At 63.9% G+C, this 12,843-nt stretch carries 12 protein-coding genes and 1 pseudogene; all 13 read left to right on the top strand.

Features of this window, described 5'->3' with window-relative positions:
- Positions 1 to 148 precede the first annotated feature (148 nt).
- A complete protein-coding gene (gene ldtR, locus NKJ26_RS08480; protein ID WP_027028003.1) occupies positions 149 to 664 on the top strand; it encodes a transcriptional regulator LdtR in 516 nt (171 codons plus the stop codon).
- Positions 665 to 1,019: 355 nt separating this feature from the next.
- Complete coding sequence (locus NKJ26_RS08475) at positions 1,020 to 2,273, top strand: L,D-transpeptidase family protein (RefSeq protein WP_352598350.1); 1,254 nt, start codon at positions 1,020 to 1,022, stop codon at positions 2,271 to 2,273.
- A gap of 201 nt (positions 2,274 to 2,474) precedes the next feature.
- Positions 2,475 to 3,788: a serine hydroxymethyltransferase gene (gene glyA, locus NKJ26_RS08470; protein ID WP_352694906.1), complete on the top strand. Its 1,314-nt coding sequence runs from the start codon at positions 2,475 to 2,477 to the stop codon at positions 3,786 to 3,788.
- An 81-nt stretch (positions 3,789 to 3,869) separates the two neighbouring features.
- Positions 3,870 to 4,457 (top strand): hypothetical protein, encoded by a 588-nt coding sequence (locus NKJ26_RS08465; protein WP_352695066.1) that lies wholly within the window; start codon positions 3,870 to 3,872, stop codon positions 4,455 to 4,457.
- A gap of 227 nt (positions 4,458 to 4,684) precedes the next feature.
- Positions 4,685 to 5,164, top strand: a complete 480-nt coding sequence (nrdR, locus tag NKJ26_RS08460; protein ID WP_027028007.1) for a transcriptional regulator NrdR — start codon at positions 4,685 to 4,687, stop codon at positions 5,162 to 5,164.
- 2 nt (positions 5,165 to 5,166) lie between these two features.
- Positions 5,167 to 6,297, top strand: a complete 1,131-nt coding sequence (gene ribD / locus NKJ26_RS08455; RefSeq protein ID WP_352694905.1) for a bifunctional diaminohydroxyphosphoribosylaminopyrimidine deaminase/5-amino-6-(5-phosphoribosylamino)uracil reductase RibD — start codon at positions 5,167 to 5,169, stop codon at positions 6,295 to 6,297.
- A gap of 68 nt (positions 6,298 to 6,365) precedes the next feature.
- On the top strand, positions 6,366 to 6,983 hold the full coding sequence (locus tag NKJ26_RS08450; RefSeq protein ID WP_352602555.1) for a riboflavin synthase: 618 nt from the start codon (positions 6,366 to 6,368) through the stop codon (positions 6,981 to 6,983).
- 129 nt (positions 6,984 to 7,112) lie between these two features.
- Positions 7,113 to 8,102, top strand: coding sequence for a methyltransferase (locus NKJ26_RS08445; protein WP_352694904.1), 990 nt, complete (start codon positions 7,113 to 7,115; stop codon positions 8,100 to 8,102).
- A 144-nt stretch (positions 8,103 to 8,246) separates the two neighbouring features.
- A complete protein-coding gene (gene ribH / locus NKJ26_RS08440; protein WP_352602551.1) occupies positions 8,247 to 8,741 on the top strand; it encodes a 6,7-dimethyl-8-ribityllumazine synthase in 495 nt (164 codons plus the stop codon).
- Positions 8,738 to 9,238: a transcription antitermination factor NusB gene (gene nusB, locus NKJ26_RS08435; RefSeq protein WP_352602549.1), complete on the top strand. Its 501-nt coding sequence runs from the start codon at positions 8,738 to 8,740 to the stop codon at positions 9,236 to 9,238. The genes ribH and nusB overlap by 4 nt, the downstream gene beginning before the upstream one ends.
- Positions 9,235 to 10,452 (top strand): MFS transporter, encoded by a 1,218-nt coding sequence (locus NKJ26_RS08430; protein WP_352694903.1) that lies wholly within the window; start codon positions 9,235 to 9,237, stop codon positions 10,450 to 10,452. Before nusB ends, NKJ26_RS08430 begins: the two co-directional genes overlap by 4 nt.
- 177 nt (positions 10,453 to 10,629) lie before the next feature.
- Entirely contained in the window at positions 10,630 to 11,541 is a 912-nt protein-coding gene (osmF, locus tag NKJ26_RS08425) for a glycine betaine ABC transporter substrate-binding protein OsmF (RefSeq protein WP_502903096.1), read from the top strand.
- 342 nt (positions 11,542 to 11,883) lie between these two features.
- A pseudogene (locus NKJ26_RS08420) lies at positions 11,884 to 12,759 on the top strand (ABC transporter permease); the annotation flags it as partial.
- Positions 12,760 to 12,843: the final 84 nt, after the last annotated feature.

Here is a 12,843-nt window from a genome sequence, read left to right as displayed (position 1 = left end):
GACCGTTCGTTAAGCCTCTTTCGAAACCTGTTACCGGTAAGCTCTTGTTAGCCCTAGCGTTTAAGTCGAATTTTATGAGTATTCGATAGTGTCGCGATCAAGGTGAAAAACAAAAAATCACCAGGGCGACAAACGAGAGGCAAAGACAATGATCAATTCGCGTCCGGCGGCGAAGACCGCCAACGTTTCCGACGACCGCCGCGAGGCAATCCGTTCGCTGTACATGGAATCGCTCCAGCTTGTAGAGCGGCTGCACCGCCGTCTGCTTGACGTGATCAAGGACGAATTCGACCGCAACGGCCGTTCCGACATCAATGCCATCCAGGCGCTGCTTTTGTTCAACATCGGCAATTCCGAGCTGACGGCCGGCGAACTGCGCTCGCGTGGCTACTATCTCGGCTCGAACGTCTCCTACAATCTGAAGAAGCTGGTCGATCTCGGCTTCATCAATCACCAGCGCTCGCGCATCGACCGCCGTTCGGTCCGTATCTCGCTGACGCCGAAGGGCAACGAGGTGGCGGAAGTGGTTGCCGGTCTCTACGAGCGCCATGTCGGCTCGATCGAGCAGGTCGGCGGCATCAACACCGACGAGTTCAAGCAGATGAACCGCGCCCTGCAGCGGCTCGACCGCTTCTGGAACGACACCATCGCCTACCGGATGTAATTGACGTCCGCCGCATCGGATCTGGCCCGCGCCATAGAAGCGCGGCCGAAACAGCGACCTTCAGTCAGGGCCGGTGCCGAAAAGCACCGGTCTTTTCTTTTCGGAGCGCTGCCTGGCCCGATTTGGAGACGAGGCCACGTTGCCGCCATAATCCAATGGAACCGAGGATGGCAGTGATGCTGTGGTCAAGACCAAGCGTTCACCCGCAAACCGCGTCGCGCCGGCACCCGTTCGCGCTCGACGATGCGGACCATGGTTGGCTAATTGTTAAGATTGCCAATTTTAGAGTGCGGGCGAGATCGCCCGATGATCAACGCAACAAGTGAACGAACTGCTACAAATGTCTGGAACGTCCATGAGAACCAGCCGCCGTTTTTTCCTCTCCGGAGCCTCAGCGCTCGCTGCCGCCATGGTGGCGGGCCACGCGAGTGCTCAGGATGTGATCGGGGATATCCTGAAATCCTCGGCCCGCGGCAATTGGGACGACCAGTTCGACGCCCGCGCCAGCGAAGGCGGCAAAGTGGCTTCGACGCTGCCGATTTTCAGCCTGCAGACCGTCGCTTTCACCGAACAGGCTGTCGCCCAGTATCAGAACATCGTCGGGCAGGGCGGCTGGGTAGAGGTTCCCGCGACCAAGAAGTTGCAGCTCGGCGTCGATGATCCCGATGTCGTGCCGTTGCGCAAGCGGTTGATGGTTTCCGGCGACCTGGCGCAAGGCGCTGGAGTTTCGACCGCCTTCGATTCTTATGTCGATTCAGCGGTCAAGCGCTTCCAGACCCGTCATGGCCTGCCTGCTGACGGCGCTTTGGGCAAGTACACCTATGCGGCAATGAACGTATCGGCACAGATTCGGCTTGGCCAGTTGCAGACAAATCTGCAGCGCCTGCGCGAAAAGGCCGGCACGCTCGGCAGCCGTTATGTGCTGGTCGACATTCCGGCGGCGCAGATCGAGGCTGTCGAGAACGATCGTGTCGTGCTTCGCCACACCGCGATCGTCGGCAAGATCGATCGCCAGACCCCGATCGTCAATTCCAAGATCAACGAGATCATCGTCAATCCGTACTGGAACGCGCCGGTTTCGATCGTGCGCAAGGATATCATTCCATTGATGCGGAAAAATCCTGACTACCTGAAGGACAGCCATATCCGCCTGTTCGCGCCGGACGGCAGCGAGGTCGATCCGCTCAATGTCGACTGGTCGACTGACGACGCGGCCAAATATCGCTTCCGCCAGGATCCGGGTGCGGGCAACGCGATGGCCTCGGTCAAGATCAACTTCCCGAGCCCTGATGGCGTCTATATGCACGACACGCCGCAGCAGAGCCTGTTCGGCAAGATGATGCGCTTCGATTCCTCGGGCTGCGTGCGCGTGCAGAACGTGCGCGATCTCGTCACCTGGATCCTGCGCGACACGCCTGGCTGGGACCGCCAGCATTTCGAGGCAGCCATCAAGACCGGCGAAAACACGCCGATCCAGGTTACCAACCCGGTGCCGGTGCATTTCCTCTACCTTTCGGCATGGTCGACAGGACCGGGCGTCGTCCAGTTCCGCGACGACGTCTACGCGCTCGACGGTGCCAACGAGCTGCAGATCACGTCTTCGCTCTGAGCAGCCTCTCTGTATCGCAAAAGGCCGCCTTCCGGGCGGCCTTTTTGTTTTCAGGACGGACCGGAACTGTTTTGACCGGAAATAGCGTCGGCGGCCATCCTTGCCGCAATCCGGCCAGCAAATTTCGCGCCGCAAACGTGGCGGGGCGAAAACAACTGTGTTAATGGCGCGGCAGACCCCGAACCCCGAGGATTTCAGGCCATGGCAACAGCAGCGGCAGCGTCGAACAAATTCGAATCCTTCTTCGAAACCACGCTCGAGGATGCCGATCCTGAGATCTTCGGCGCCATCCGCAACGAGCTCGGCCGTCAGCGCCACGAGATCGAGCTGATCGCCTCCGAAAACATCGTCTCGCGCGCCGTGCTGGAAGCGCAGGGCTCGATCATGACCAACAAATACGCCGAGGGCTATCCGGGCAAGCGCTACTATGGCGGCTGCCAGTTCGTGGACGTCGCCGAGGAACTGGCGATCGAGCGCGCGAAAAAACTGTTCGGCTGCAACTTCGCCAATGTCCAGCCTAATTCCGGCAGCCAGATGAACCAGGCGGTGTTCCTGGCGCTCTTGCAGCCCGGCGACACCTTCATGGGTCTCGACCTCAATTCCGGCGGCCATTTGACCCACGGTTCGCCGGTCAACATGAGCGGCAAATGGTTCAAGGTCGTCTCCTACGGCGTGCGCAAGGACGACCATCTGCTCGACATGGACGCGATCGAGAAGACCGCGCACGAGACCAAGCCGAAGCTGATCCTGGCTGGCGGCACCGCCTATTCGCGCATCTGGGACTGGAAGCGTTTCCGCGAGATCGCGGACGCGGTCGGCGCCTACCTGATGGTCGACATGGCGCACATCGCCGGCCTGGTCGCCGGCGGCGTTCATCCGTCGCCGCTTCCGCATGCGCATGTGGTGACCACCACCACGCACAAATCGCTGCGTGGCCCGCGCGGCGGCATGATCCTGTGCAATGACGAAGACATCGCCAAGAAGATGAACTCGGCGGTATTTCCCGGCCTGCAGGGCGGTCCGCTGATGCATGTCATCGCCGCCAAGGCAGTCGCTTTCGGCGAAGCGCTGAAGCCGAGCTTTAAACTCTATGCCGAAAGCGTCGCCGCCAATGCCAAGGCGCTGGCCTCCAGCCTTCAGGAGACGGGCCTCGACATCGTGTCGGGCGGCACCGACAACCACCTGATGCTGGTCGATTTGCGCCCCAAGAATGCCACCGGCAAGCGCGCCGAGGCAGCGCTCGGCCGCGCCAACATCACCTGCAACAAGAACGGCATCCCCTTCGACCCGGAAAAGCCCTTCGTCACCTCGGGCGTGCGGCTCGGCACGCCGGCCGGCACCACGCGCGGCTTTGGCCAGGCCGAGTTCCGCGAGATCGGCAAGTTGATCGCCGAGGTATTGGATGGGTTGAAGGTCGCCAATTCCGACGACGGCAATGCCGCGGTCGAAGCGGCCGTGAAGGCCAAGGTGGTGGCGCTCACGGATCGTTTCCCGCTCTATCCCTATCTCGGTTGACCCAGCGCGAAGCGTCGTCTCTTATCCGCCAGCGGCGTGCCGCCCCATGACCGGGCGGCGGGCCGAACCGGAGACCAGATGATGCACGAATCCCGCCTCGTTCCCCTTGGCGCCGCCTGGCTGGCCGCTTTGCTGATCTTGGCCGGGGCTGCCTTCGCGCAAACCCAACCGCCTCCCGACATACCCGCCACCGGCACCTTCGGCAGGTGGACCACCATTGTCGACATTCAGGACACCGGCCAGGACGCGCGCAAAACCTGCGCTGCTTCGACGGCTTTCGTCGATCCCGCCGGCAATCCGGGCACGTTGACGCTTGCGATCTCGAACGGCGACGCCTTGCCGCCGGACGCCTATCCGGCGGTGACGATCGCTGTCGCCAACAAGGATCTTCCGATGGGCAAGAAGATCGCCGCGACGTTCGGCGACACCGGCGGCCAGGTGTCGGCGACGGTTTATTCCGACAACGCCGTCGCTGGCCGCCTCGGCTGGACGGTCGTCAATCAGACCAAGACCAGCCTGGCTCTGCTGCGCGCCATGCGCCGCGCATCCGCGCTTGACGTGGTCTTCGGCAAGCAGCCGGTCGCCAGTATCTCGATGGACGGCTTCTCCAAGGCCTATCGCAATCTCGGTGCGTCCTGTGGTTTCGCCACAGCCGACGTCGCGCCCTGAAGCGGCGGTCCGGCAGGATCGAGCGCGCCTCCTGGCTGTCGACCGGGTCGATTGCCGCCTGGCGGTCGTCGGCGGCATTGCCGTCTGGCCGGTTGCCGCGCTGGCAATCTTCCTCGCGCCTCGCTATCTCTGATCGGCAGGCCGTCGCGGAGACGGAATTGCTTCAATCCCGACCGGAAAGGCACTAAACCTTTCGCCTCGCCAGATTCGTGAACCCAAGGCTCTCCATGCGCTGTCCCTATTGCCAGTCCGAAGATACGCAGGTGAAGGATTCGCGCCCCGCCGAGGACGGCGCGGCAATCCGGCGCCGGCGTGTCTGCCCCGATTGCGGTGGCCGTTTCACCACATTCGAGCGCGTACAACTGCGCGATCTCGTCGTGGTCAAGAAGTCAGGTCGAAAAGTGCCTTTCGATCGCGACAAGCTGCTGCGCTCGGTTGAGATTGCGGTGCGCAAGCGCAATGTCGATCCCGAGCGCATCGACCGTGCGGTGACCGGCATCGTGCGCCAACTCGAAAGCTCCGGCGAGACCGAGGTGGCCTCCGGCGAGGTAGGCCGGCTGGTCATGGACGCGCTGAAGTCGCTCGACGATGTCGCCTATGTGCGCTTCGCCTCGGTCTACCGCAATTTCCGCGAGGCGAAGGATTTCCATGAACTGCTGGGCGAACTGAAGGGCGAGGACGAAAAGAGCGAAGAGGACGCCGGCTGAGCATGGCAGCACCGCAACTGAGCGGGGCCGAACAGGCGGCCCTTGATCGCCGGTTCATGGCCGCGGCGCTGAGATTGTCGCGCAGGAACGCGGGCAGGACCTCGACCAACCCTTCCGTCGGCACGCTGATCGTGCGCGATGACGGCGCGGGGCCGATGATCGTCGGCACCGGCGTCACCGCCGTCGGCGGCCGGCCGCATGCCGAGACCGAGGCTCTGGCCGAGGCGGGCGCCCTGGCGCGTGGCTCCACCGCCTATGTCACGCTGGAGCCCTGCGCCCATCACGGCCGCACGCCGCCTTGCGCCAATGCCCTGGTCAATGCGGGTGTCGCGCGCGTCGTTGGCGCTGCCAGCGATCCAGATGCGCGTGTTTCCGGCAAGGGTTACGCCATCCTGCGCGCCGCCGGGGTTGAAGTGGTGGAGAGGGTGCTCGCGGCGGAGGCTGGCGAGCAGATGGCCGGTTATTTGATTCGATCCCTCAAAAAACGCCCGGAAGTGATTTTGAAACTTGCGCTTTCCAGTGACGGCAAGATCGGCAGGCAAGGCGCCGGCCAGGTCGCGATCACAGGAGATGTCGCGCGCCGCGAAGTTTACCTGATGCGGGCAGAGGCCGACGCCATTCTGGTCGGCATCGGCACCGCGCTTGAGGACGACCCGGCGCTGACGGTACGCCTGCCTGGACTGGAGAACCGCTCGCCGGCGCGCATCGTGCTCGACCGGCAGATCAGGCTGCCGGAGGCCTCGAAACTGGTTTCGGGCGTAGACCGGGTGCCGCTCTATGTCGCCGCGAGCCTGGAGGCCGATCCGCTGCGGCGCGCGGCACTCGAGCGCGCCGGCGTGCGCTTCATCGGCACCGAAACGCATGAAGGCGGCGTGGCGCTGCCGGAGCTTCTCGAGGACCTGGCCGCACTTGGCATGGCAAGTGTGCTGGTCGAAGGCGGCGCCAGGGTAGCCAGCGCTTTCCTGGCCGATGGGCTGGTCGACCGCATCGTACTGTTCCAAGGGCCTGAGGCGATCGGCGATGACGGCATTGCGTCCCCCATCGACGCCGACCACATCCCGCCGGGCTTTCGCAAGCTGCGCGAGATGCGCTTTGGCGAGGACAGCTACGGCGAATGGATAAGGGATATCTAGGCCATGATCCCGAAAAGTGGGAACTGGTTTTCGGACAAGGTCATGGCCAAACGGGAAGATAGAATCTGATGTTTACGGGAATTGTCAGCGATATAGGCACCGTCGCGGCCGTCAAGCCGCTGCGGGAAGGCGTGGGTTTGCGCATCGACACCGCCTATGACCCCGAGACCATCGCTATCGGCGCCTCGATCTCCTGCGGCGGCGTCTGCCTGACCGTCACGGCTCTGCCCGACAGCGGCTCGAATGCCCGCTGGTTCGAGGTCGAGGCCTGGGAAGAGGCACTCAGGCTGACGACGGCGATGGGTTGGAAATCGGGTACGCGCATCAATCTGGAGCGGGCATTGAAGATCGGCGACGAACTCGGCGGCCATATCGTGTCAGGCCATGTCGACGGCACCGCCGAGATCATCGAGCGCAAGGACGAGGGGGACGCGGTGCGCTTCACGCTGGAGGCGCCGCGCGACCTGGCGAAATTCATCGCGCCGAAAGGCTCCGTGGCGCTCGACGGCACTTCGCTCACCGTCAACAAGGTCGAGGGCACACGCTTCGACGTGCTGTTGATTCATCATTCGCTGACCGTCACCACCTGGGGCGAGCGCAAGGTCGGCGACCGCGTCAATCTCGAAATCGACACCATGGCCCGCTACGCGGCGCGGCTGGCTGAAGCGGCGGCCGAAGGGCTTTGAACCCGGTCAGGCGGGTCCAGCAAGGCGACCCGGATCGCTAAATGGCAGGTTGTGGGGAGGTCGCCGTCAGACCGGCTTCACTTCTTCTTGCACCTCTCGTAAGCTCCCACCTGGGCCGGAGGGAAAGCCATGATCAACCCGTCGCAACAAATCATGAGGCTGGGGCTCGGATTTGCCGTGTCACAGGCGCTGCGCGTCATTGTCGAACTCGGCATTCCCGATCTTCTGGCCGCCGGCGGACAGTCGGTCGAGGACTTGGCGACCGCCGCGAAGGCGGATGCGGAATCGCTCTATCGAGTCATGCGGCTTCTGGCGCCCGAGGGGGTGTTCACTGAAATTCGTCCTCGTTGTTTCGCCTTGACTGAAGTCGGGGCGGCGCTTCGGTCCGATCGACCCGGACCGCTTGACTTCATCCGGATGATCAACAGCGAGGCTTATCTTGCATTCGAGCAGCTTCTGCATTCCGTTCGCACAGGAAAGCCCGCTTTCGAAAAGGTGTTCGGAAGTTCGAGATTTGATTGGCTGTCGGCCCACCCGGAGCAGGCTGCCCTGTTCCAGCGAGCCATGGTCGCATTAGGCCAAGGTAGCAACGAGGCCGTCGCGGCGGCCTATGATTTCGGCCCATATACGCGGGTCGTCGACGTCGGGGGCGGACATGGACAGCTTCTTTCGGCCATCCTGGCCCGCAATCCCCATTTGAGCGGCGTTCTTGTGGATCTGGCCTCCGGTGTTGCGGCGGCGCGCCAGGGGGCCGGAGGCGACTTGCCGCGCACGGAGTTTGTCGCCGGAAATTTCTTCGACAGCGTCCCCGGTGGCGACGTCTATGTACTCAAGAAGGTGATCCACGATTGGGACGATGAACGCGCGGGGTTGATCCTGCGGCGTTGCCGCGAGGCCATGCCAAAGCATGGCAGGGTGCTCGTCGCCGAGACGCTCGTGCCTCCGGGCGACGAGCCGGCCCAGATCAAATCCATCGACGTGGTCATGCTCGCCATCACCGGCGGCCGGGAGCGGACTGAGGCGCAATTTGCCAGCTTGTTCGAAGGCGCAGGTCTGAAGCTTGAGCGGGTGATCGGCACCGGAGCACCGATCGCGATCCTCGAGGCATCGCCTGCCTAGCCAAGGAACGTCCCGAAAGATCGCGCGGCGCGATTTCGCGAGGCGAGGATCGTCGGCGGATGAGGGGGCGATGTCGGTTCGGCAATCTTGTGCTTGCGATCAACCCGGCTTCGGCCTAAGTCACCGGCGACCCCGGAGACATTAATGGCTGGTACATCCCAACACGGCAAGGCGTTCATTCGTCCGAAGACCAAGGCGCACATTCTCATCGTCGAGGCGCGTTTTCACGACGACCTTGCCGACGCGCTGCTCGAAGGCGCGACAAGCGCCCTGGACGAGGCCGGCGCAAGCTACGACGTCGTCACCGTTCCCGGCTCGCTGGAGATTCCGGCGGTGATCTCCTTCGCGCTGGACGGCGCCGTCGAGGGCGGGACCAGCTATGACGGCTTCGTCGCGCTCGGCACGGTCGTGCGCGGCGACACCTATCATTTCGACATCGTCGCCAATGAATCGAGCCGCGCGTTGATGGACCTGTCGGTGCAGGAAGCGGTCTGCATCGGCAACGGCATCCTTACCACCGAGAACGACGCTCAGGCCTGGACGCGGGCCAAGCGTTCGGAGGGCGACAAGGGCGGCTTCGCGGCGCGCGCGGCGCTGACCATGATCGCGCTGAAACAACAACTCGGAGCGCAATCGTGACCGAGCCCGCCTCGACCGGACAGCCAACGGTGCGCCACGCCAACAAACGCGGCGCCGCCCGCCTCGCAGCAGTCCAGGCGCTCTATCAGATGGATGTCGCCGGCAGCGGTGTCTTCGAGATCACCGCCGAATACGAGGCGTTTCGCCTCGGCAAGGAAGTCGATGGCGCGCTGTATCGCGAGGCGGACGCGCAATGGTTCCGCGCCATTCTCACCGGTGTGGTCGAGAACCAGAAGACCATCGATCCAATTATCCGGCAGGCGCTGACGGAGGACTGGCCGCTGTCGAGGCTCGATTCGACGCTGCGCGCCATCATGCGGGCCGGCGTCTATGAATTGATGAAGCGAGAGGATGTGCCGGTCGCCGTCATCGTCTCCGAATATGTCGATATCGCCAAGGCTTTCTACGAAGAAGACGAGCCGAAGCTGGTCAATGCCGTGCTCGACCGCGTGTCACGCCGGGTGCGCGGCGAGGGGCGCGGCAAGGACGCATCGTGACGGCAATCGCCATCGAGGCGGGGAGGGAGGCGCGGCGCACCGCTCTAATCCTCGCCGCTTCGCAGGCGATCATCGGCTCGGCGGCGCCGATCGCCATCTCGATGGGTGCGCTGGCCGGGCAGTATCTGCTTGGTGCCGACAAATCCCTGGCGACGGCGCCGATTACCGGCTTCAATCTCGGCGTCGCACTCGGCGCGCTGCCCGCGGCGGCCATCATTCGCCGGATGGGCCAGCGCGGCGGCTTCATGACCGGAACCGTGGTCACCGCGGTTGGCGGTCTGGTCGCCACCCTGGCGCTTTTCCACGGCAGTTTTTGGCTGTTCGCCTTCGGCCTGCTGACCATCGGCGTCGGCGGCGCCTTCGTCCAGCAGTTCCGGTTTGCCGCCGCCGACAATGCGCCGCCGGGGTTCAAGGCGCGCGCCATCTCCTTCGTGCTGGCCGGCGGCATCGTCACCGCTGTTCTCGGACCACAGATCGTCATCTTCACCCGCGAATTGTTCGCGCCGGTCATGTTTGCCGGTTCGTTCGCTTCCATCCTGCCGCTGGCCGCGGTCGGCGCTATCATCCTGTCGTTCCTGCGCCTGCCGGTGAAGGCCACTGGCAAGGTGGACATTGCCGACGGCGACGCCAGGCCCCTGGTTGAAATCGTCACGAAACCGCGTTTCGTCGCCGCGCTGTTTTGCGCCGTCGGCAGCTATGCACTGATGAGCTTCGTCATGACCGGCGCGCCGCTCGCCATGGTTGGCTGCGGCCTGTCCGAGAACGACGCGACGCTCGGTATCTCCTGGCACGTCATGGCGATGTTCGCGCCAAGCTTCTTCACCGGTTCGCTGATCCACCGCTTCGGCGCCGAGCGGATCGTGGCCACCGGGCTGGTCCTGCTCATCGGCTGTGCCATCGTCGCCCTGTCGGGTCTGGCATTGTGGCAGTTCTGGACGTCGCTGATCCTGCTTGGCCTTGGCTGGAACTTCGGCTTCATCGGCGCCACGGCGATCGTGGCGGCCAGTTACCGGCCGTCGGAAAAGGGCAAGGTTCAGGGTTTTCACGACTTCGTCCTGTTCGGCTCCGTCGCTTGCGCATCGCTGATGTCGGGCATGGTCTACAATGCCTGGGGCTGGACCATGCTGAACTGGATGATCTTTCCGGTCGTCATCCTGTGCTTCGCCGCGCTCGGCGCCCTCAAGGTGACCGGCTTGCGCAAGGCCAGCGCCTGATCCGGATCGCTGCAAGGTTGACATGGTGCTGTCAGGATTGGTTCGGCAGAATCTGCCCAACCGAAACAAAATTATTGCGCCCGAGCCCCTTGTTATGAAACCGTGTGCCCCGACTGGCCGCTGAAGCCATGCTCATATGCGGCCACCGCATTCCGGTCCAAGCAAGGGGTTTTCACGATGTTTTCAGTCAAGGTTCTGGCCAGCGCGATTTTGGCGCTCGGCATCACCATGGGCTCCGCCGGCGCCCAGGTGGTTGTCTCGTCCAAGATCGACACCGAGGGCGGCGTGCTCGGCAATATCATCCAACTCGTTCTCAACGCCAACAACATCAAGACGTCAGACCGCATCCAGCTCGGCGGCACGCCTGTCGTGCGCAAAGCGATTACCGCCGGCGAGATCGACATCTATCCCGAATACACCGGCAATGCCGCCTTCTTCTTCGAGAAGGCCGACGATCCGGTGTGGAAGGACGCCGCCAAGGCCTATGAGACGGCCAAGAAGCTCGACTACGACGCCAACAAGATCGTCTGGTTGTCGCCGTCGCCGGCCAACAACACCTGGGCGATCGCGCTGCGCAAGGAGGTGGCCGAGACCAACAAGCTCGCCACCCTTTCCGATTTCGGCAAATATGTCGCTGGCGGCGGCCAGGTGGTGCTGGCGGCCTCGTCCGAGTTCGTCAATTCGGCGGCCGCGCTACCGGCCTTCCAGACGACGTACGGCTTCACGCTGAAGCCGGACCAACTGATCACGCTCTCCGGCGGCGACACGGCGGCGACCATCGCGGCGGCCGCCAATCAGACCAGCGGCGCCAACGCCGCCATGGTCTACGGCACCGATGGCGGCATCGCGCCATCCGGCCTGGTCGTGCTGGAAGACGACAAGGGCGTGCAGCCGGTCTACCAGCCGGCGCCGATCATCCGCGAAGCGGTGCTCAAACAGCATCCCGAGATCGAGACGCTGCTGAAGCCGGTCTTCGCCAAGCTCGACCTCGTCACATTGCAGGAACTGAACGGCCGCGTGCAGGTCGGCGGCGAGCCGGTCAAGGGCGTCGCCGAGGACTTTTTGAAGAAGAACGGCTTCTTGAAGTAATCAGCGCGGGATCGGGACACCGGTGCGAAGCACCCCCCTCTGTCCTGCCCGTCCTCCGCAGCTGCAGCGCAGCTGCTGCGGAGGGTGGACCGGACATCTCCCCCTCAAGGGGGGAGACTGGCAGCTTCTGCGCTCCGCTTCATTCTACGGCGTTGAGAATTGGCGAAAGCCATCACGATATCCGATCTCCCCCCTTGAGGGGGAGATGGCCGGTCCACCCTCCGCAGCAGCTGCGCTGCAGCTGCGGAGGACGGGCAGGCCAGAGGGGGGCGCCTCGCGCAGAGGTTACATCAGCGCAGCCGCATCTCTCCAAGCGTCTGTCCCTTCGCACAGATGCGCCTCATGACCGCCCGCTTCGACAAGCTCGGCGTCGTCATCGCAGCCATCGCTGCCTATGCGGCGCTCCTCGCCCCGTTCGCCACCTTCCGCGCCAATCGCATCGTTCCCGGCCAGCCGCGCTCGATTCTCGAGGCATTGCCGGCAGCGACCGGGCCGTTGCTGCTCGCCATCGTGGTCGCGGCCTTGCTTGTCGCGCTGTTCAGGACGCCGCTTGTGCTTCGCTTCGCCGCCAGCGTGGTGGCGCTTGCCGCGCTCGCTCTGCTGATCGGTGTCGCCGGCAGTTTCCTCACACCGGCGGGCAACACTTTTGCGAGAGTCTCGCCTGCCTCCGGTTTCTGGATGTTCATCTTTGCCTTCACACTGCTGCTGGCCGACGTGCTGACACGGCTCAACCTGTCGCCATGGGCGCGCCTCGGCATACTTGTCGCTGCCGCGATTGCTATCGGACTGCTGCTGATGTCGGGAAGCTGGAACGACCTATCCATCCTCAAGGAATACGCCAACCGTGCCGACAGTTTCTGGGCCGAAGGATCCAAGCATGTAACGCTGGCGCTCGGCTCGCTGCTTGCCGCGGTGATTGGCGGCCTTCCGCTCGGCATCCTGTGCCACCGGGTCGAAAGGCTCCGAGCCGGCGTGCTCAACGTGCTCAACATCATCCAGACCATTCCCTCGATCGCGCTGTTCGGCCTGCTGATCGCACCACTCGGCTGGGTTGCCGCGCATATACCTGGGGCGGCGGCGATCGGCATTCGCGGTATCGGCACCGCGCCGGCTTTCGTCGCGCTGTTCCTCTATTCGCTGTTGCCGGTGGTGGCCAACACCGTGGTCGGTCTCGCCGGTGTGGCGCGGGGCGCCCCAAACACCGGCGGGGGGGGGGGGGGGGGGCGCCCCCCCCCCGCGGGGGTGGGGGGGGGGGGGTGAGTATTAAAAAAAAAGCCGCCCCCCCGGCCCCGGGGGGGTGGG

The organism is Mesorhizobium sp. M0152 (assembly GCF_040322415.1).
Lineage (GTDB): Bacteria > Pseudomonadota > Alphaproteobacteria > Rhizobiales > Rhizobiaceae > Mesorhizobium.
Note: the sequence above shows the minus strand (reverse complement) of the source record. Positions and strands in the feature narration are given on the sequence as shown.